This window comes from Caldicellulosiruptor sp. F32, from assembly GCF_000404025.1.
Classification (GTDB): domain Bacteria; phylum Bacillota; class Thermoanaerobacteria; order Caldicellulosiruptorales; family Caldicellulosiruptoraceae; genus Caldicellulosiruptor; species Caldicellulosiruptor saccharolyticus.
Map to the genome: position 1 here is coordinate 25,164 of NZ_APGP01000008.1, position 21,098 is coordinate 46,261.

General features: G+C 36.1%; 25 protein-coding genes. All 25 read right to left on the reverse strand.

The window, feature by feature from the left end:
• Window positions 1-24: 24 nt before the first annotated feature.
• Window positions 25-867, reverse strand: a complete 843-nt coding sequence (locus tag H964_RS00645) for a DegV family protein (protein WP_039763748.1) — start codon at window positions 865-867, stop codon at window positions 25-27.
• Window positions 868-897: 30 nt separating this feature from the next.
• The gene (trmL, locus tag H964_RS00650) at window positions 898-1,362 is read right to left on the reverse strand and encodes a tRNA (uridine(34)/cytosine(34)/5-carboxymethylaminomethyluridine(34)-2'-O)-methyltransferase TrmL (RefSeq protein WP_011916834.1); all 465 of its coding nucleotides are present in this window, start codon (window positions 1,360-1,362) and stop codon (window positions 898-900) included.
• A gap of 29 nt (window positions 1,363-1,391) precedes the next feature.
• Window positions 1,392-1,895 carry a chemotaxis protein CheX gene (locus H964_RS00655; RefSeq protein WP_193353807.1) on the reverse strand — a complete coding sequence of 168 codons (504 nt, stop codon included), beginning with the start codon at window positions 1,893-1,895 and terminating at the stop codon, window positions 1,392-1,394.
• Between the two features lie 42 nt (window positions 1,896-1,937).
• Complete coding sequence (locus H964_RS00660) at window positions 1,938-3,065, reverse strand: DUF362 domain-containing protein (protein WP_039763751.1); 1,128 nt, start codon at window positions 3,063-3,065, stop codon at window positions 1,938-1,940.
• Window positions 3,058-3,897: a Cof-type HAD-IIB family hydrolase gene (locus H964_RS00665; protein WP_039763753.1), complete on the reverse strand. Its 840-nt coding sequence runs from the start codon at window positions 3,895-3,897 to the stop codon at window positions 3,058-3,060. The genes H964_RS00660 and H964_RS00665 overlap by 8 nt, the downstream gene beginning before the upstream one ends.
• A 113-nt stretch (window positions 3,898-4,010) precedes the next feature.
• Entirely contained in the window at window positions 4,011-5,630 is a 1,620-nt protein-coding gene (gene groL, locus H964_RS00670) for a chaperonin GroEL (RefSeq protein ID WP_039763755.1), read from the reverse strand.
• 26 nt (window positions 5,631-5,656) lie between these two features.
• Window positions 5,657-5,944, reverse strand: coding sequence for a co-chaperone GroES (locus H964_RS00675; protein ID WP_011916829.1), 288 nt, complete (start codon window positions 5,942-5,944; stop codon window positions 5,657-5,659).
• A 212-nt stretch (window positions 5,945-6,156) separates the two neighbouring features.
• Entirely contained in the window at window positions 6,157-7,008 is an 852-nt protein-coding gene (locus H964_RS00680; protein WP_039763757.1) for an AraC family transcriptional regulator, read from the reverse strand.
• Between the two features lie 48 nt (window positions 7,009-7,056).
• Window positions 7,057-7,314, reverse strand: coding sequence for a hypothetical protein (locus tag H964_RS00685; protein ID WP_083931406.1), 258 nt, complete (start codon window positions 7,312-7,314; stop codon window positions 7,057-7,059).
• A 59-nt stretch (window positions 7,315-7,373) separates the two neighbouring features.
• Window positions 7,374-7,907, reverse strand: coding sequence for a hypothetical protein (locus tag H964_RS00690; RefSeq protein WP_039763760.1), 534 nt, complete (start codon window positions 7,905-7,907; stop codon window positions 7,374-7,376).
• A 16-nt stretch (window positions 7,908-7,923) separates the two neighbouring features.
• Window positions 7,924-8,187, reverse strand: coding sequence for a hypothetical protein (locus tag H964_RS00695; RefSeq protein WP_039763763.1), 264 nt, complete (start codon window positions 8,185-8,187; stop codon window positions 7,924-7,926).
• A gap of 22 nt (window positions 8,188-8,209) precedes the next feature.
• Window positions 8,210-9,598 carry a DUF342 domain-containing protein gene (locus tag H964_RS00700; RefSeq protein ID WP_039763765.1) on the reverse strand — a complete coding sequence of 463 codons (1,389 nt, stop codon included), beginning with the start codon at window positions 9,596-9,598 and terminating at the stop codon, window positions 8,210-8,212.
• A 31-nt stretch (window positions 9,599-9,629) separates the two neighbouring features.
• Entirely contained in the window at window positions 9,630-10,367 is a 738-nt protein-coding gene (locus tag H964_RS00705; protein ID WP_039763767.1) for a FliA/WhiG family RNA polymerase sigma factor, read from the reverse strand.
• A 22-nt stretch (window positions 10,368-10,389) separates the two neighbouring features.
• Window positions 10,390-10,569 carry a hypothetical protein gene (locus H964_RS00710; protein WP_011916822.1) on the reverse strand — a complete coding sequence of 60 codons (180 nt, stop codon included), beginning with the start codon at window positions 10,567-10,569 and terminating at the stop codon, window positions 10,390-10,392.
• Between the two features lie 16 nt (window positions 10,570-10,585).
• A complete protein-coding gene (locus tag H964_RS00715) occupies window positions 10,586-11,068 on the reverse strand; it encodes a chemotaxis protein CheD (protein ID WP_039763770.1) in 483 nt (160 codons plus the stop codon).
• A gap of 3 nt (window positions 11,069-11,071) precedes the next feature.
• The gene (locus tag H964_RS00720; RefSeq protein WP_039763772.1) at window positions 11,072-11,689 is read right to left on the reverse strand and encodes a chemotaxis protein CheC; all 618 of its coding nucleotides are present in this window, start codon (window positions 11,687-11,689) and stop codon (window positions 11,072-11,074) included.
• A gap of 5 nt (window positions 11,690-11,694) precedes the next feature.
• Window positions 11,695-12,117, reverse strand: a complete 423-nt coding sequence (locus H964_RS00725) for a chemotaxis protein CheW (RefSeq protein ID WP_039763774.1) — start codon at window positions 12,115-12,117, stop codon at window positions 11,695-11,697.
• Between the two features lie 26 nt (window positions 12,118-12,143).
• On the reverse strand, window positions 12,144-14,141 hold the full coding sequence (locus H964_RS00730; protein ID WP_039763777.1) for a chemotaxis protein CheA: 1,998 nt from the start codon (window positions 14,139-14,141) through the stop codon (window positions 12,144-12,146).
• Window positions 14,142-14,177: 36 nt separating this feature from the next.
• A complete protein-coding gene (locus H964_RS00735; RefSeq protein ID WP_039763779.1) occupies window positions 14,178-14,867 on the reverse strand; it encodes a flagellar brake protein in 690 nt (229 codons plus the stop codon).
• Between the two features lie 15 nt (window positions 14,868-14,882).
• Window positions 14,883-15,782: a MinD/ParA family protein gene (locus H964_RS00740; protein ID WP_039763781.1), complete on the reverse strand. Its 900-nt coding sequence runs from the start codon at window positions 15,780-15,782 to the stop codon at window positions 14,883-14,885.
• Window positions 15,779-16,891: a flagellar biosynthesis protein FlhF gene (gene flhF, locus H964_RS00745; protein WP_011916815.1), complete on the reverse strand. Its 1,113-nt coding sequence runs from the start codon at window positions 16,889-16,891 to the stop codon at window positions 15,779-15,781. The genes H964_RS00740 and flhF overlap by 4 nt, the downstream gene beginning before the upstream one ends.
• A 2-nt stretch (window positions 16,892-16,893) precedes the next feature.
• Window positions 16,894-18,930, reverse strand: coding sequence for a flagellar biosynthesis protein FlhA (flhA, locus tag H964_RS00750; RefSeq protein ID WP_039763784.1), 2,037 nt, complete (start codon window positions 18,928-18,930; stop codon window positions 16,894-16,896).
• Complete coding sequence (flhB, locus tag H964_RS00755; protein WP_039763786.1) at window positions 18,927-20,027, reverse strand: flagellar biosynthesis protein FlhB; 1,101 nt, start codon at window positions 20,025-20,027, stop codon at window positions 18,927-18,929. Before flhB ends, flhA begins: the two co-directional genes overlap by 4 nt.
• Window positions 20,024-20,806: a flagellar biosynthetic protein FliR gene (gene fliR, locus H964_RS00760; RefSeq protein WP_011916813.1), complete on the reverse strand. Its 783-nt coding sequence runs from the start codon at window positions 20,804-20,806 to the stop codon at window positions 20,024-20,026. The genes flhB and fliR overlap by 4 nt, the downstream gene beginning before the upstream one ends.
• A gap of 12 nt (window positions 20,807-20,818) precedes the next feature.
• Entirely contained in the window at window positions 20,819-21,088 is a 270-nt protein-coding gene (gene fliQ, locus H964_RS00765) for a flagellar biosynthesis protein FliQ (RefSeq protein ID WP_011916812.1), read from the reverse strand.
• Window positions 21,089-21,098 lie beyond the last annotated feature (10 nt).

The window sequence follows — 21,098 nt, forward strand, 5'->3', positions numbered from 1 at the left end:
AGTAATATAGAGATTTTATCTTTATTATTCCTCAAAGAATATAAAAGCAACCGTACCAGGTCCAACGTATGTGCCAATTACACTTCCAATCTGTGTTACAATAAGCTCACCCGGTGATAGCTCTTTTTTTATCATCTCTACATATTCTTTTGCCTCATCCAAATTTCCTGCATACGAAAACCCACAAAGCTGCCTTGTCAAATCAAGCCCTTTTTGTTTTATCTCATCAATTATCCGAGGTATAGCCCTTTTCATACCTCTTACCTTGTCAAATGGCTCAACAACTCCATCTACAATGTGTAATATAGGTTTTATATTGAGTACATTTCCAAGTGTTGCTTTTGCAGGTGAGATTCTCCCACCTTTTTTGAGATACTCTAAGGTCTCAACAGCAAAAAGATGTCGGATAGTTTTTTTCTTTTTCTCAATGATATCTGCTATCTCTTTGCCACTTTTCCCTTCATCTGCTAATCTTTTTGCAAGTATTGCTAAAATTCCTGTGCCAATTGAGGCAGTTCTACCATCAATGGGGTAGATTTTTTCACTTCCTATCATCTCCTTAGCAATGCAGGCAGAATTATATGTTCCAGATAGCTTCGATGAAAGATGTATTGACACAACCTCATTTCCTTTTTCAAGCTCTTCTTTGAAAACCTTTAAAAACTGCTCAGGGCTTGGCTGCGAAGTTCTGGGAAGATCAAGGCTGCTTTGTAGTTTTTGGTAAAAGCTAACTGGATCAATGTCCACCCAGTCTTTATACGCTTCGTCTTTAAAATAAACTGTAAGTGGCACCATCTTGATTCCAAACTTTTCATACATCTCAAGACTCAAATCAGCAGTTGAGTCTGTAACAATTGTAACACCCATTAAAAAATCCCCCTTATCTGTTTTCCATCATCACACCAAATTAGGAAACCCAAGCTGTCTTAGTGCTTCATAAAGGACAATTGCTACTGCATTTGAGAGATTCAAAGATCTCACATCGCTTATCATTGGTATTCTATAGGTCTTGTGGATATTCTGTTCAATGAGCCACTGGGGAAGACCTGCTGTCTCTTTTCCAAACATCAAATAGCAATTATCTGTATATGGTGCTTGAGTATAGTACTGCTTGCCTTTGGTTGAAAAGTAAAAAACATTGGCATCACGGTTTTTCTCAAAAAAGTCGTTCAAATCCTTATATATTTTTACATCTAAGTATTGCCAATAGTCAAGCCCTGCTCTTTTTAAATATTTGTCCTCTAAAGAAAATCCAAGCGGTTCTATCAAATGAAGCTTACTTCCCGTACAAGCACATGTTCTCGCAATATTTCCTGTATTGTATGGAATTTCTGGTTCATGAAGTACAATATTGATTGGCATACTAGTCTTTCAAAAGCCTCCTCCCTCTTTTAGTTTTCCATTAATGCCACGTCCATATCAATCTTATCACCATTGTCAAGCAAAAGAGGTACACATATATTTATCATCTTTGTTGTACTTAAAGTCATGTTCTCACCAATAAGTATTGAAGGCGGTGTTATCTCAACCTTAAGGCCTTTTTGTGAAAAAAGCGTCGATGTGTTTCCCATTATCATGTTTGCCATCTCACCAATTGCGCTTTTAGCAAGCTCATCAAACTCATTTACAGGATACCCACCCATCATCAGTGAAGCAATACTTTTTGCAGTACTTAAAGACATGCAAAAGTTAACTTGTCCTTTTATATTCCCTGTCATTCCAATTATAACAACTACCTGGTCCACCCTATAAGTAGGTTCTTTAATATACACTTTACCAAGTTTAAAATCAATGTTCGCAACCTGTTTTAGTACTTGCTGGCTTGCTTGAATAAATGGATTGATATACTCTACATTCACCTTTGCACTCATAACATTCTGTCTTGCCACTGTCATTAAAATTTTTTAAGACAGCAAGCAAGACCTTCCTCCTTTCTCTTATTTTAGTATTTTCTCAAATAAAAATGACCGCTTTATCATAATAGCTTTTGCAGGACAGAGCTCATGACAGCAGTAACACCTAATACACTTTTTTAAATCAACATATGCTTTCCTGCTCTTCATTTCAATTGCTTGTGCAGGACAAGCATTAAAACATTCTGCACAACCAATACAAATTTTCCTGTCAAAAATCGGCTTTGGAGTGAGAAGTCCATTTATCACATTAGCTATAAACGATGGAGCTCTTCCTCTTACAAATGAAATTTCAGGCCGAAGTGGCACTTTAAAATTTTTCACATTTACATCATCAATTTGCTCTCCCACAATCTCAATATCATTAGGGTTCAGAAGTCCTTTGCTCTTTGCTACATTCAAAAGAGGAACGTCTTTTATTTCAAGCCCAATAATTCTGCATGCAACATAATCAAGTGCAATTGCATCCTGAGAAATCAAAAGTAGTCCCAAATTCCGTGGTTTCCCAGCTGACGGTCCTTCCCCTTCCATCCCAACAATTGCATCCATGATATTTAAAATGGGCTTTGTAGCAGAATAGATGTCAAGTAACATCTCCATAAACTTGTCAACTTCTTGAAGCCTAAAATGTAGTTCTGCCTTTTGTCCACCTGGCACAAGACCAAATAGATTTTTTACAGCACCTGTATAGACCGCCATTCTATGAGTTTTTAGTTTAGAAATATTAATCAAGGCGTCTGATTCAAAGTATGGTGATATAAATGAAATCTTCTTTAAAATACTCCTTTCTAACTGAGCCTCCTTAAATGAAACATCGTAATTTAGACTTACCTTTTCATATTTTTCAAGCTCCTTTAGCCCTGATGTTTGATATATTGCCTCTAATCTTCGTTTTGTATACGGTCCACCGGGACTATCTGCTATCACAATTCTATCTACTTTTTCTTGAGCAATTTTTACAGTTGCTTCAACTACAGACGGATGAGTTGTAACAGCCTCATCAGGCCTTTTTTTCATAAGCAGATTTGGTTTTAATAAAACTTTATTTAATCTTGGAAATTCAAAGTCCAACAGATTTATGCCCTTTTCAAGCGCCTCTTTGACATTATCCACATTATACGTCTTACATCTTACAATAGCAACCCTATGCATTTACCATTTCCCCCAAAACAAACTTTTCAATAGCCTTTGCAACACCATCATTTTCATACGAATCTGTTATGTAGTCGGCAATCTCTTTTAGGCTATCTATAGCGTTTTCCATTGCAATTCCTAAGCCGGCAAACCCAATCATCTCTAAGTCATTTTCATTATCACCTATTGCAATCACCTCTTTTTTATCTATTTTAAGATAAGAGCAGACACACTCAAGCGCATTTCTCTTGTTAACCCCTTTTTTCATAATCTCTAAAATGTTGACATCTGATTTTGTAGTTTCAATATTGTAAACATTTTCTTCTATTTGCCTTCTTACATAATCTACCTTTTCGATGTCTTTGTCAATAATTACAAACTTGGTTATTAGATTGTCGCAGTTTCTTATTGTCTCCAATGAATCATCAACAATAATCTCTATTTTTTCATCATCAGGAAGTTCTTTGTTTTTTTCATAATAGAACCTTGATGAATAGTCAAGCCTTTGCGTTATCATAATATCCTTGTAGTAATAGTGATAATAAATATTGTTGGCTTTACATATCTTGGCAATCTCTATGCTACTATCATTGTCAAGCCCAATGTAATATACATCTTTATTTGTCTTAAGGTCTCTTACTATTGCACCATTGCAAGCTACAACAACCTCATCGGAAAGTCCTAAAACCTTTGCAAAGTGCATAACACCTTTTAGAATTCGTCCTGAACAAAGCACCACGTGTAATCCTTTTTGTTTTGCAAGCTTGATCGCCACTTGGTTTTTTTGAGAGATTTTCTTTTCACGGTCTAAAAGTGTCATGTCAAGGTCAATTGCAAGGAGTTTATACATCTTCTTCTTTCACCTTTTTTCAAAAAGTTTTTGGTTTATTACTTAAAAATATTATATCAAAAAAAAATAAAGGCTACCATTCACGGTAGCCTTTATTTCAAAAACTCATTTTATTAGTACATATCAGGTGCTGGTGCTGGTGGATTCTTCTCCTTTTCTGGTTTTTCAGCAACAACAGCCTCTGTTGTCAGAAGCATTGCAGCAGCTGAAGCAGCATTTTGAATAGCTGTCCTTGTAACCTTTGTTGGGTCTACAATACCTGCTTCAAACATGTCGACAAATCTTTCATTGAGTGCGTCAAAACCAACACCAGCTGGGCTCTCTTTTACTTTGTTTACAATTACTGAACCATCCAAACCTGCATTTTCTGCAATCTGTCTTAGTGGTTCTTCTAAAGCCTTCTTGACAATCATAGCACCTGTCTTTTCATCACCTGTCAATGTTTCAATTAACTTGTCAAGTGCAGGAATAGCATTGATAAATGCTGTACCACCGCCAGGAACAATACCTTCTTCAACTGCAGCCTTTGTTGCAGCCAACGCATCTTCAATTCTCAATTTCTTCTCTTTGAGCTCTGTCTCAGTTGCAGCACCAACATGGATTACCGCAACACCACCAGCAAGTTTTGCAAGTCTTTCTTGCAATTTTTCTCTATCAAAATCGGATGTTGTCTCTTCAATCTGCTTCTTAATTGACTGGATTCTTGCTTTGATTTCGCTCGGATCACCTGCACCGTCAACGATGATTGTGTTTTCTTTCTGAACTTTTACCTGTCTTGCACGACCAAGCTGGCTAATCTTAACCTCTCTTAAATCAAGACCAAGCTCTTCTGAAATTACCTGACCACCTGTTAAAATTGCAATGTCCTGAAGCATTGCTTTTCTTCTGTCACCAAAGCCAGGTGCTTTTACTGCAACACACTGGAGTGTTCCTCTGAGCTTATTTACAACAAGTGTTGCCAATGCTTCACCTTCAACATCTTCTGCAATTATCAAGAGCTTCTTGCCTTGCTGAACTATTTGTTCAAGAAGTGGCAAGATGTCCTGAATTGTTGAAATCTTCTTGTCTGTAATCAAGATGTATGGGTCGTCAAGTACTGCTTCCATCCTCTCTGTATCTGTTACCATGTAAGCAGAGATATAACCCCTGTCAAATTGCATACCTTCAACTATCTCAAGTGTTGTCTCTGTTGTCTTGGACTCTTCAACTGTGATAACACCATCGTTTGTTACCTTTTCCATTGCATCTGCAACAAGTTTACCAATTTCCTCATCGCCTGCAGAAATTGAGGCAACATATGTTATGTCTTCTTTACCTCTTACTTTTTTGCTCATCTTCTTGATTTCATCAACTACCACATCAACAGCTTTTTGAATACCTCTTCTGAGAATCATTGGATTTGCGCCAGCTGCAATGTTTTTCAAACCCTCTCTGATCATTGCTTGAGCCAACACTGTTGCAGTTGTTGTACCATCACCAGCAATGTCATTTGTCTTTGACGCAACCTCTCTTACAATCTGCGCACCCATGTTTTCGAATGGGTCCTCAAGCTCAATCTCCTTCGCAATTGTAACACCATCATTTACAATCTGAGGAGAGCCGAATTTCTTCTCAAGAACCACGTTTCTTCCCTTTGGTCCTAATGTCACTTTAACAGTGTCTGCTAATTTATTTACACCACGCTCAAGCGCCCTTCTTGCTTCCTCATCGAACAATATCATTTTTGCTGCCATAATCAATCTACCTCCTTTTTTTGTTTTTAGTCTTCAATGATTGCCAAGACATCATCTTGTCTGATTATTGTATATTCTTCACCGTCAATCTTGATTTCTGTTCCTGCGTACTTGCTAACAATTACCTTGTCACCTTTTTTGACAACCATTTCTACCTTTTCGCCATCAACAATTCCACCAGGTCCTACTTCAATAACCTCTGCAATCTGTGGTTTTTCCTTAACAGTATCTGGCAAAACTATCCCGCTCTTTGTTACCTCTTCTCTTTCTTTGAACTTAATCAAAATCCTGTCGCCAATTGGTCTTATTTTCATCTTTTCCCGACCTCCTTTTTTAGTTTTGTTAGCACTCATTGAGAGTGAGTGCTAATCACATTAAATACTATAGTATATTCTTCCTTTTCTAATCAAGTTTGATTTTACCCAAAATAGGCACAAGATATTCAATTTTCGTTGAAAATCTTAAGAAAAGATCAATTTATCTTCAAAAAACTTCACCTTGCGCAAAATTCTTTATTTTGTCATTATCATCCCTTTGAATTGCCAAATGTGAGTTTCCTATAATGGGTTGGAGAACAGCCTGTGTACTTTTTAAAAATGTCATTAAATCTTTGCAACGATGAAAAACCACACATGATTGCTATTTCACTAATCTTCAAATTAGATACAGAAAGGTATTCTTTTGCCTTCTCTATCCTTTTTGAAAGTAAATACTCCTTTGGCAAAATCCCAAACTGGCTTTTAAAAAGGCGAGAGATACTACTTTCTGACATAAAAAGTTTTTTGGCAATATCTCCTATTTTTATATCTTCCATGTAGTTTTGGTCTATATAATCTTTGATAAACTTTGCAATCTTAGAATAATCAAAACCTTTTTTGATTTCCAAATTATTCATTTCACGTGTGATATACACAAAAAGCTCTATGGACTTTATATAAAGAAGCAGTCCTTTTTTATTTTCCTTTGCCTCTTGCAAGATTGATTCTAAACAAAAAAAGACATTGCTTCTTTTTCTGATGTGAATAAAATAAAACGGTGAGGAAATGTTTTCTAAACTCTCTAAAAAACCATATATCTCTCTTAATGCCTCTATCTTAGATTTGCTCTCAGGTTTTAAATAAAAACCCATTACTATAAACTCTGCTCTAAAATTTCCCACAACCTCAAACTTGTGTCTTGTATGTGGCTTTATTATAAGAAGGTCACCTGCTCTTAGCTCTATCTTTTCATCTTCAACCCAAAAGTCAATATTACCTTTTTTAACAAATATCAATTCGTAGCTATCGTGTACATTATAATCCATCTTCCAAGAGCTATCATGTACACGCTCTAAGGTCTTTACAATCACTGGCATTATATTGTTAAGCATTTCTATCATTTTCAAACCCCACAACTTTGATATTTTCTTCAAAAGTTATCTCAAAATCTACTTACTTTGGTAAATAGTCTCAAAAATTTCTTCATATGTCATGGCTTTTTTAAAAGTAACCTTTTTGCCTATCTTAAGATGTTTTTTATCTGCATTTACAAATTTTAAAAAACTGTCAAATGAGCTTTTGTCTTGTATTACGCCATTTTGATAAAGCACATCGCTCAAATTATCCATGCTGTTTATATAAATGTCCACTTTGTCCTCTAAATTCCCTTTATTTGAATTATAATTTGCAATAAATAAAAAATACATTGAGCAGATTCCTAAAATCCATCCAATACCAATTCCAAATAAAACAAATTTATACCACTTCAGACCTTTTCCCTCCCTACAATCTTCAGTGCAAGTTTTGTCTCACCCTTGCCTATCTGAAGGGTTGAAGCAATCTCTTCAATGCTAAAGCCCTGCCTATATAGCTCAACAGCTCTTCGATAAATCTCCTCCTTTGATTGTTTCTTAGAAATAAGCTCGAGGTTCTCAAGATTCTTCATATCATTTGCATCTCGCGTGCCTTTGATATCTATTTCCTCATTTCCTGACAAACACTCATAACCCTTTTGTGATTCCTTAAAATTTTCATTTTTCTTGTCTCTTCTTATTTGAGAAGTCTCTTCTTCTGCCCATTTTACCTTGTTTTCTATTCTCTCGATTATATACTCACCAAAATTATCGAGCTCTTCAATTGTTTCAATTGCTTCATTTAAAAGCTGAGAAAGCTTTTGAGCAGTCTTTGCAGATTCAATTAGAACCTTTTCACCCTTTTCTATATCTTTCTTTATTGACTTCAAGGAAATAAATACTACAATAAGCCCAAAAAAGATAAAAAGCACAACATAAGCATCCATCATTTTTCTCCCTCTGTCAAACTCTGATATCTAAACCCTTATTTGGTTTTTTCTCTTTTTTTGCCCTTTGCCTTTCTCTTTCTTGTTTTTGGGGTATTCTTATTTCTGAAACGTTGTCCTTCCCCCTAACTCTTTTTAAATCCTCATCCACCTTTGACTGATTTTTTTGGGCATTTATATGCTTTAGCATATTTTCTTTTTGCTGTTCACCAAACACAATCTGGGAGACCTCTGTAGATTTTGGATACAAAATCTTAACATCAATTGGCCGGATGTTCATAATAAAAATCATCTCCTTTTCCTTAACTATACGGAGCTATCTTTATGTCAGCATCCTCTCTGTAAATCTTACAGTACTTTACAGGCTCTTTTATAAGCTTGGACACATTTCCTATTGTAATCTTCACGCCTGGATAAATCACATCCTGGACCTTTACCATACCTTCATTCCGCTCCTCAAGCCTTTTTTCTATCTCTTCAAACTCAAGTTGAAGTGACCTCAACCTTTCAGCTGATACAATTTTTGAGCGTGTAAACTTTTGGAGCATTTCCCTTTTCTCATCCGTAAGCCCACCAGTTGCTTCAATCTTTCTGAGAACCTCAATTCCCTGTTCACACTTTTTTATATTTTCCTTCAGCTCAGCAATTTCTTTTTTAATATCTCTATATCTTTCAATCATAATCGGGTCAACACCGACCTCAATCTCTGTGGTTGTAGACAGATATGAACCTATAACTTTTGCTTCAACTTCTTTTCCAACTTTACAAGTACCACCTACAATCGAAGCTTTTTTGCCAATTAAAGTTAATTTTCCTCCGCACTTGATGTCGCTGTGGACAATTGCCTCAGCTTGGATATCATCTGCAGCTATCACGGTCGCATTTTCAATAAACTTTGCAACTACACTCTTTTGAGAGATTATTCTGCCCTTTCCCATTCCAGTTATACCTTTGTGCAAAATCACATTTCCTTTTGCTTCAATCTCGGCTGCTTCAACAATCCCCTCAACCTCAACATTTCCCTCAGCAACAACCTTAAACCCAGACAGAACACTTCCCTTTATATGGACATTACCAACAAAGTTTATATTTCCTGTGGAATTATCAATATCAGAAGATATCTCCAATGTGTTTAGAACAACAACCTTACCCTCTATGATAGAAACCTGCCCGTCACATGCAGCCCTCAGTGTATGTCCGTCAGCATCAATGTATGTATTTTTCCCTCGCGGAAGATTTACTTTTTTACCCTTCTGTCCTCTGATCACCCCTCCAAAAACATCAATCCCGTTTTCTCCATCAACAGGGTCAATCATTGTAACAAGAACATCGTCTTTTCTGACATTTTGAACAATTCCTAAATCTTTGTAGTCAACTCTACCATCAGGAAGCTCTTTTGGCTTTATTTCACGTTTTATATCAAAATGATATATGAGCTTGCCATCAACAGGCTTCCCAGGCGGTTTTCCTTGCGCAACCACAACTGGTGATCCAAATACAGGAGCTTCAACAAGCTTCTTTACTGCATTTTCATCAATTCCATAACTAATCTTATTTGCTCTCAAGGCATTCATTACATTTTCAAATGTCAAGTCTACACCATTTTGATTGAGCATTAAAATTACGCTTGCTTTTAATTTATCAGATGTTACCATTACCTTGATGTCAACTTTAAGATTTTCTTCAGGCATAAAAAGGCTCTCCTTTCGACACAAGATTTCTTCAGCCAAGATGCTTTTCCAATTTTGCTCGCAGTTTAAGCAACGCTCGTGTGTGAAGCTGACTTACTCTTGACTCAGAAACGCCTAAAATCTTGGCTATCTCTTTTATGCTAAGTTCTTCAAAATAATAAAGAAGAATCACCATTTTTTCGTTTTCAGAAAGATTCTCTATTTCTTGTCTGAGCACCTCTTTTAGCTCCTCATTTTCAATAAATACTTCTGGATGAGAAACAAAGTCCTCAAGCCCGCCTATTTTTATCTCATAGTTTTGTTCAAGAAAACCCTCAAGTGAAAGAATTATCCCGCTACTTATTTTTTCTTTAAGTTTTTGAAACTCTGATAAAGTAAGGCCTGTTCTTTTTGCTACTTCTTCATCTGTTGGTATTTTACCTTCTTTTTCTATTTCAATATACGCCTTTTCTACTTCCTTTGCTTTTTGTCTGATGCTTCTCGGCACCCAATCCTGGCTTCTGACACAGTCAATAATAGCACCCCTTATGCGTGTATATGCATATGTTTCAAATTTAACACCTTTTTGACTGTCGTACTTTTCAATTGCATCTAAAAGGCCAAGTGAGCCGTAACTGACTAAATCATCATACTCAACATTTCCACCAAAATACATTGCCATTCTGCCTGCAATGAGTTTTACAAGTGGCATATATCTAAGTGTAAGCTGTTCTTTTATTTTTGGATCTTTTGTCTTTGAGTACTTTTCCCACAAAAATGCCTCATCCATTGTATAAATTCCCCTTAAAAATTTAGCTGTCATTTTCAATTAATCCTTTTATAAAATGTCCACAAAGATATCCTACTGCAGATACAATAAATGTGGAAAAAAATGTATATTCCCCTGACTTTTTTGTCGCAAGACATGCCAAAAAAACAATGCTTCCTCCTATCAATGCCAAAATTTCAGGTAATATTTGCTCCCATTTCAAAGCTTTGTCTTCTCCTTTAGATAGTTTTTGTTCCCTTCCCAATTGTCTTTATTTCTAACCTACCATCTTCAGAGTAGAATATTATTGTCCTACCATAATTACCGCCTGTATCTTCAGCAACAATTGGTATTTTTAGCTCATCCAAAATCTTCTTGGCAGCTTCTACATTGCGCTTTCCTATGTTCATAAACTCGCTTCTTGTCACTTCAAACATTTGCGCACCGCCCGCAAGCTTAGCAACCATGTCTTTCTTTTGAGAGCCAAGATTTTCCATCTTCTTTATCAAGAGTGGAATACCTGTGTCAGCAAACTTTGCAGGGTTACTGTTGTTTTTTACACCCCAGCTGTAAGGAAGCATTATATGTATCATACCGATTATCTTGTTTTTACTATCATATATACAAACCCCAACACATGAACCAAGACCAAGTGTTGTAAGAATGTTTGGATACTTGGTTACATTTAAGTCTGCCATTCCTACTTTAATTGTTTCTATCATCTTCTACGCTACTCCCAATGCTTTTAGCATTTTTTGATATGATTCTATTGTTGGTATTAAAAAGAAATCAGCAACAATCCTGCTACTTGACTCAAAAATCTCTGTTTCAATATAAAGAGCAGTATCACCTGTCTCACCAAATTGAATTGCAGGAAAGCTCAATATCGCTCCTGCCATGTCTTCTGCAAGCTGTGGAACAGACTGAATCATCTTAAAACCTGTTAATGAAGCCAAAGCTGTCAGGTATGCCCCAGCTAAGATGTTTCCTATCTCAGTGAGGGCAGATTTTTCAATATCTGTAAATTCGCTATAGCCGTTCAATGATGTGCCAAGGAGCATATTTACTAAAATGTGTGCTGATGCTTGCGACATCACAAGCATAATAAATCCGTCTATATCACCCTCAACATTTAAAAGTATACCAACAACAGGTATCTCCGCCCCACCTAAAATTTCGGGTACTTCTTTCAAATCTACCATTTTAACAACAGGCACCTTCATATCAATGTGCCTTCCAATCATCATGGCAAGGGCAGAGATTGCATTTCCTGTCCCAATGTTCCCAAGTTCTCTTAGGACATCTAAATACATTTCATTTATTTCATTACTTGAAAAATTCATAAAAATTAAACCTCCTCAACCTTTTCAAACAAAACATCTTCCAAATTTATTATGTTTATAAGCACGTTATTATACTTTGCTATTGAAAAAGTAAACTCGTTTCTATCTCTTGTAGCAGAATCAAAATCCTCTTTGGTAAGGTATACAACATCTAAAACCTCATCAATAATTAAACCCACTTTGAACTCATTCTTCCAGTTGACAATTAAAATCCTTGTCTCTTCCCCAAACTCTTCTTTTTTGACTCCTATCTTTTCTCTAAGGTCAATCACAGGTACAATCTCACCACGTAGGTTCACAACACCCTTTATATACTCTTTGGTATTCGGTACACGTGTAATTGGCATCATTTTTTCAATGTTTTCTATAAAGCTCACCAAAAGTCCATAGTATTCATCTGCTAACCTGAAAATAAGATACTGTTCCATACTTACACCTCACCTCTATTTTTCTTTTATACACTGAGCATGTTAGGGTCAAGTATCATGGCAACAGACCCATCCCCAAGTATTGTTGCACCAGAAACAAGCCTAATTCCCTCTAAATATTTCCCAAGTGATTTAATAACTATGTCCTGCTGACCTAAAAGCTTATCCACCACGATTCCAGTCAACTTTTCTCCGCGCTTTACTATAACAACTGTGTACTTTCTTCTTGTGTCCAAATCTGCCTCAAGCCCTACAATCTTGTGGAGATATTTTATAGGAATGACCTGATTTCTGAGCATAATTATCTCTTTGCCCTTTTGGACAACTTTAATATCATCTCTTGCAACATCAATTATCTCTTTTATTGAGGCAATAGGAATTGCATAAATCTCATCTTTAACAGTTACCAAAAGCGCTTGGATTATTGCTAATGTCAAAGGCAATCTTATTACAAACTTTGTACCTTTGCCTTTCTCTGTTTTTACCTCAATCATACCACCAAGCTGTTCAATCTTTGTCTTAACAACATCAAGACCTACACCTCTTCCTGACAGGTTTGTAACCTTGTCTTTCGTTGAAAAACTTGGTAGAAATAGAAAATCTATAATTTCTTGTTCAGATAAATCTAATTGGTCTTCTTTTAAAAGTCCTTTTTCAATTGCCTTTTTCTTAACCTTTTCTATGTCAATTCCCTTACCATCATCTTCAACCTCAATCACAACATTATTACCATCATGATAAGCAGAAAGCTTTATAAGCCCACTTCTTGGCTTTCCATTTTTTACTCTCTCTTCTGGTTCTTCTATGCCATGGTCTGCTGCATTTCTCAAAAGGTGTATAAGCGGGTCTCCAAGCTCATCCACAATAGTCCTGTCAACCTCTGTGTCCTCACCAGACATTACAAGTTCAAACTCTTTTCCAAGCTCTCTTGCCAAATCTCTCATCATTCTTGGAAATCTAGAAAATACCCTCTCAACAGGTACCATTCTTACCTTCATTACAGCATCATGAAGGCTTGTTGTAATCCTTTCTAAGTACTCAATGGACTCTTCGTATTGTCTATCATTGTACTTCTTTGCAAATCCTTCAATTCTGCTCTTGATTATTATAAGCTCGCTTACTAAGTTCATCAAAACATCCAATCTCTCTATATCAACTCTAACAGTTTTACTTGTTCTTTGAAGCCCTTCTTGTTTTTGTTCACGTACAACCTTCACAGCTTCTGTACTTTGAACCTCTTCAGTTCTGCCTACCTCCTGTTGAGTTCCCTCTACCTTGACATCTCCAACCTTTACCTCTATACCTTTTGCCTCTCTTATCTCTGAAATAGACAAAATCCTTTCTCTTATTTTCTCAAGAGGCTCTTTGCTAACAATTGTTATACTAAACTCAAAATCAAATTTTTCATCTTCAATATCCTGAACAGGTGGTTTTGAATTTATTATCTCACCCAGCTCCTCAACCGCCTTGAAAACAAGATACGCCCTTGCAGACTTTAAAAGACAGTTTGGATCAAGTTCAATATCAAATTTATAAACATTAAACCCCTGCGAATAAGCCCTCTCAATTGCTCTTATCACAAACTCATCATACTCTAACTGGGCAGTTGCTTTCTTTGCACTTACAACAATTTCTTCTTGCGGCCTACCCAAAATGCCATTTAAGCTATTTACAAGCTGAAGATTCTGTTCCGACCCTTCTGTACCTGTTGCCACAATGACATCCAAATATTCTTCTAAGGCGTCAACAGTTTTGAAAAGTACATCCATTATATTGCTATTTATTCTGACTTTGCCATCTCGTGCAGCAGCCAAAACATTTTCCATAGCATGTGTGAGCTTTTGCATATTCACAAAGCCCATTGTGCCAGCCATGCCTTTTAAGGTATGTGCAGACCTGAAAATCTCATTAATAAGCTGCAAATCTTCAGGGTTTTCTTCTAACTTTAACATGTTGTCATTCAAGCTCTGAATATGGTCTTTTGCTTCTTCTATGAACATACCTAAGTATTGAGACATATCCATAACCTTCATCACTCCTTCTTTAGCAATAAGGCTTATTTACAAAAGCCCTTTTTGTCTCATTTTTTGTTGCTCTTTGAATATAAACCGGACAATTTTGTCTATCTCATTTTGTTTGGCCTCTATGAATTTAGAACCATACATAAATCTATAAATATGATAGTCTACTCTTTCTTTCCTTAAAATTTGGGCCTTAAGTACAAGCTCTTCACCTTCAATAGGAATTTTCGTCAGTATAATGTCATGTATATTAAACTCTTCTTGAGTTAAAAAACAAACACCTCCACCACTGATGTCCTTTGTCAATGCCTTTACTATTTTTCCCTCTGAAAAACCATTTTGGGGATTTCCATTTACCTCGTCTTCTTGATGGCTTAACAATTTTACAAATATATCTAAATTTATAGGAAGTCTGAAAAACATACGTCTTTGAATTTTGCGAATGTCAGATATCTGCCTAACTTTTATCATATACTCTGGCTCTTTGAATCTATCTTCAACTACTGCGTCAAATACCCACACACCGTCTGGCATTACTTTATATATTCTCACAATTTCCTCAATGAAGAAAGTTACATATACACCTTCTCTTATGGGTGTAAATACATAAAAATACTCATCTTTTATATCGGCAATTTTGGAAACATACTGCACACCCTTTTCTTCCCATGTACGCCTGTCTATTCTAACAATCTCAATCTTATCTCCTACCTTAAAAATTTTGCGCATAAAAAGCCCCCTCTTTTATTGCTCTTTAAACTTTTTGATGATACTTTCTATGAACCTTGCAAAACCTTTTGGCATATCTTTTTCTGAGACATCTTTATTTTGGACAAGCTTTTTTGCAATGTCTTCAACCTGTTTTGAAACACTACTCTTTTCATATGATATCATAAACGGCACCTGTTTGATAACAGATTTTGAGACAATTCCATTTTCCTCTATATAACCTATATATTCTACTTCTCTTTGCAAAAACCTTTTTATAACTCCACTTAGTCTGTAAAAAATTTCGTCAGCTTCTTTGTTATTTTGTACCCTGTTCACTAAAATGTTTATCTTATGATCAAAATTTCTTGTAATTATAGCCTTGATTATTGCATATGCATCAGTGATTGAGGTTGGTTCAGGCGTTGTGATTACAATTACCTCATCTGACATCATTACAAATTCCATTACATTTTTGGATATACCAGCACCAGTGTCAATCAGCACAATATCAAAGTACTTATTAATAGTTTCTGCACTCTCTATAAGTCTAAAAAGTCTCTCCTCATCCAAGTTTGCAAGGTCAACCATACCAGAGCCACCAGAGATGAACTTTACTCCAAACGGTCCTTCTTCAACTATTGACATTATCTCTTTTTTGCCTTCTAATACATCCTTTACAGTGTACTTTGGCGATGTACCAAGAAGTACCTCAACATTTGAAAGTCCCAAATCAGCATCTATTATTAATACATTAATGCCCAGTTTCTTGAGTGCAATAGCTAAATTTACAGTCAGGTTTGTCTTTCCAACTCCACCCTTTCCACTTGTAATTGTGATAACTTTTGAAGTAATGTCATTAAACTTTTCGCTCTGTCTGTCAAAAATATTTGACTTTTTGACAAGATTCCTCAAACCTTGAGCCTGGTCTCTCATAAAACCTTACTCCCTATTATGAGTTTTGCAAAATGCTCTGGATTGAACTGTTGTATGTCATCTGGAACATTTTGCCCAGTTGTGACATAGGCAATTGGTTTTTGTGTGTAATGCTTAATATTTAAAATATTTCCATAAGTTGACACTTCATCAACTTTGGTTATTATAACCTTGTAATTGTCAATAAACGAATAAGTATTTACAATTTCTTTAAATACACTCGGTTGAGTAGTAGCACTTAAAAGCAAAAATACCTCATCAGGACTCGCTTTTTCTACAAATGCCCTGAGCTCATCCATATGCTCTTGGTTTTTATGACTCCTTCCTGCTGTGTCTACAAGTACCACGTCAGAGTCGTCAAAACTCTTTATAATCTGGTCATATTCATCTACCTCGTACCACACCTTTGTCTTTATGTTCATAATCTCAGCATATGTCTTTAGTTGCTCAACAGCAGCAATTCTATATGTGTCGGCCGTGATAAAACCCACTTTTTTGCCTTCTTCAAACATTAGCTTTGCAGCAATTTTGGCAATTGTGGTTGTCTTGCCAACACCAGTTGGCCCCACAAAGAACACAACCTGAGGCTGCTTCGAGTCAAGACTTAAAGTAACTGGTGTACCAAGGATGTTTTTTATCTCTTTGTACATATTATTTACCATATTGTTTATAGACCCGTCCCAGTTGACTTTTGCCAAAAGTCCTTCTACAATCTCCTCTTCTACGCCGTTTTTCTTCAGGTTTTCACGCATGACATCTAAAAAGTTCTTTTTAGAGACCTCTTTCACTTCAGGTATTATATTTGTATCCTTTATCACCTCTTTTATGGTCTTTTCTAAAGAGTCTATCTTCTTTTCAAGCTCTTTAATTTGACTAAGTTGAAGACTCAAAGTCAAATTCTCAGGCTTTGGCATCTCTTCTTCTCTTCTTATAACCTTTTCCTCTTCGCACGCAGCTGTCACTTCTATAAGTGGTTTTTTAAAAAAGCCAAATAGCCCCTTTTGCCTAACCTTTTTGGTAGAAAGAATCACAGCATCCTTGCCCAAATCTGCCTTTATCCTAATTAGAGCTTCCTGCATATCATGGGCCAAATACCTTTTTATCTTCATCTTTAGACTTCCACCATCCCAACAGTTTTTATTTGCACATTCGGTAAAATCTCGTTATATGAAAGCACAATAACATCTGGAAAGATATTCTCAATGAGCCTTCTAAAATAAATCCTTACTATTGGGGAACAAACTACAATGGGCTGTGACGATGTGCCCAAAAGCTTTTCAAGTATATTGCTAAGATTGTTAATAAGCCTTTGAATATAATCTGGCGCAAGATTTATAAAACTTCCTTGCTCGGTTTTCTGAATAGAATTCATAATAGCCTCTTCTACCTCAGGAGAAAGTGCCACAGCTTCTAATGTATTACCTGAGACATATTTTTTTGTGATATACCTTGCCATTGCCTGTCTGACATATTCTGTCAGGATGTCTACATCCTTTGTAGTTGGAGCATAGTCAGCGAGCGTCTCTAAAATTGTCACCATGTCCCTTATGCTAATCCGCTCTTTCAAAAGATTTGCTAAAACTTTTTGTACCTCACCTACTGTCATCAGTTTTGGAATTAGTTCATCTACAAGCACCGGGTTTGTCTCTTTGACATTGTCAATGAGTTTTTGCACATCCTGCCTTGTCAAAAGTTCATGAGCATGGCGTCTTAATATTTCTGTAAGATGGGTTGCTATGACAGACGGAAGGTCAACAACTGTATACCCTGCCATCTCAGCCTTTTCCTTCATAGAAGAAGGTATCCAAATACTATCTAATCCAAACGCAGGCTCTTTTGTGGGAATACCCTGAATTTCTTCTGTTACAAATCCTGGGTTTATAGCAAGAAGACTATCGCTCATAAGCTCTGCCCTTGCAACCTCAACACCTTTGATGTTTATTCTGTACTCATATGGCTTTAGTGAAATATTATCTCTGAGTCTAATCGTCGGAACAATTATTCCAAGCTCAAGTGCAAGCTGTCTTCTTATCATCACAACACGCTCTAAAAGGTCTCCACCTTGTTCTTTGTCTGCAAGAGGAATTATACCATACCCAAACTCAACCTCAATAGGGTCAACATATAAAAGGTTCATCACATTTTCAGGTTTTCTTAACTCTTCAACTTCTTTTTGTTCACTCTTTTCTTCTTCTATTGTCTCCACCTTTTTCAAACTGGAATTCATTCTAACCCCCATTGATATCATTGTGCCAGATAAAACAAACAAAGAGAGCTTTGGCATAGTAGGAATAAGTGCCAAGACTGCCAAAATAATTCCAACTGTGTAAAGCACTCTTGGATGATACTCAAAAAGCTGACGGATCAAATTATCAGAAAGCTTGCTCTCATCAGCTGCCTTTGTAACCACAATACCTGTTGCAGTTGATATTAAAAGGGCCGGTATTTGAGCAGCAATTCCATCGCCGACAGAAAGTAGAAGGTACTTTTGTATAGCTTCTGTGACATCCTCTCCTCTCATTGCAACACCAATTATAAGCCCACCAAGTGCGTTTATAAATGTAATCAAAATGGCAGCAATCGCATCACCTTTGACAAACTTGCTTGCACCGTCCATCGCTCCATAAAAATCAGCTTCTTTTTGTATTTTACTTCTTCGAATTTTTGCTTCTTCCTCAGTTATAATTCCTGCATTCAAATCAGCATCAACTGCCATCTGTTTTCCTGGCATCGCATCAAGTGTAAACCTTGCTGCAACCTCTGAAACTCTTTCAGCTCCTCTGGTTATTACAATGAATTGGATAATGATAATTATGAAAAATATAATAACACCAACTACAATGTTACCACCAATGACAAAGTTTCCGAAGGTATAGACAATTCTTACATTTTCACCTTGCCCCGTAAGAATTTGTCGTGTTGTCGAGATATTTAGAGAAAGTCTCAGTAGTGTTGTGAACAATAGAAGGGAAGGAAATACAGAAAAATCTAACGCTTCTTTTATGTTTATGCTGTTCAGGAAAATAACAAGTGCAAGTGCAAGGTTCACAGCTATGAGCACATCCAGCATACTTGGAGGAATAGGAAGTATCATAGCTAAGATTATTACTATTGCAAATATGGAAAGTGTAGCACCTTTAAAATTCATCTCATATTCACCTTCTGATAGTTCTTTAAACTGTAAACATATGCTAATACTTCTGCCACCGCCTGATAAAGCTCAGGCGGAATAAAATCACCAACTTCACACATATTATAAAGGCTTTGTGCAAGTTCTTTGTTTTCCACTATCTCAATCTTGTACTTTTTAGCCTCCTCTTTAATCTTTTGGGCTATGTAATCCTTACCTTTTGCAATAACCCGTGGTGCATCAAACTTTTCTGGTTCATACAAGAGTGCTACTGCATAGTGTGAAGGATTTGTTATAACAACATCTGCTTTGGGAAGCTGCTGGAACATCCTCTGAAGAGAAATTCTCCTTTGTCTCTCCCTTATTCTTGACTTTATCTGGGGATTTCCCTCAGTTTGCTTAAACTCTTCCTTGACCTCTTCCTTAGTCATCATGAGTTTTTTCTCATATTGCTGTCTTTGGAAAATGAAATCAATAACTGCAATACCAAAGAACATAATCGACATCCACAAGATGAGATTTATTGTTGAATCAAAAGAAAACTTCACTATTGAAATTAAGCTCATATCATACATTTCAAGTAGTTTTCCTGCAAATGTCTTTGTGCATAAATAACCTGTGTAGCCTATTATGAGTATCTTAAGGATTGACTTTATTAGCTCAACCACTGAGTTAATTGAAAATATCCTTTTAAACCCCTCAATTGGATTTATCTTTTGAAAGCTTACTTTCAAAGACTCAGACGTAATTAAAAATCCACTTTGGGCCCACTCAACCAAAGCTGTCATAAACATTATGACAATACAAAAAGGAAGAATCAATTTCAATGTAATGGTAATTATTGCTGAAAATAGTCTACTTGCATCAGCTATGTCTTCAATATTATAATTCAAATTGCCAAAAAAGTATTTGCCATAGCTCTGCAAAGGATGGACAAATAGAGAATATCCAAATTTCAAAAAAAGTACACTTATAAGTAAAGCAAAAGCAGAGGTAACTTCTCTGCTCTTTGCTACCATTCCACGCTTTCTTGCTTCTTGTCTTTTACGAGGAGTTGCCTTTTCTGTCTTGGTAGCAGTGTCTGCAAACAGCTGAATATTAAATACTAACCTCACTTAAAGCCCCCTCTCAAGGCATCAAAGGTATAATAACTCAGTTTATCAAGCAAGACAAATATCATCTTGTTCATAATAGGAAGGACTATAACAAGTACTACAAACCCAATTGCAATTTTAATAGGTATCCCCACCATAAATACATTCATCTGAGGCACTGCTCTCGACAATATTCCAAGTATTATGTCAACTATTAGCATACTCATCAAAATTGGCAAGCTTATCTCTATCCCAATTACAAAAAGCTCTATGAAAAATGTTATAAACTTTTGTGATAGTTTAGGTAAAATATTTGAATATCCTAATGGCACTACTTTATAACTATATACAACTGCCCTTATCAACGTGTGGTGAGCATCTGTTGCAAAGAATATCACAAGCATGTACAAATACAGAAAATTCCCTAAAAGAGGCACCTGAATCTCACTCATTGGATCAATTACATTTGCTATACCAAAACCTATTGCATTGTCAATAATCTGACCTGCAAGAAGGATTGTAGAAAATATCATATACGATATAAAACCTATTATAATCCCTACAATAAACTCCTTTGTTACCACAAAAATAAATTCTAAAAGGTTTTGGGGTACAGTATATTCAAAATGGTACAGAAGCACTACAATAATGCTTAAGAAAAATGCTAAACCTATCTTAAAATATGCAGGAATGTTTCTCCTACCAAATATAGGCGATGCAATGAAAATTCCACTCATCCTTGCTAATACTAAAAAAAATATGTATGAACCATTTAAAAAATAGCCAAAAATTCCTTCCATTTTTCTTCCCTTTTACTTTACAAACTGGTTTATATTGGTCAAAAGATATTTTGTGAACTCTACTGCCTTTGTAAGCATCCAGTGACCGAATATTAAAAGCGAAACAGCAATTGCAATAAGTTTTGGAACAAAAGTAAGAGTCTGCTCATTAATCTGTGTTGTTGCCTGCAGAATTGATATAACAATTCCAACAATCATAGACACAATCAAAATTGGTCCCGCAATGTAAAATGCCGTCAAAATAGCCTGCCTTGCAATCTCCAAAGCAACCGCTATATCCATGGCAGTTTTC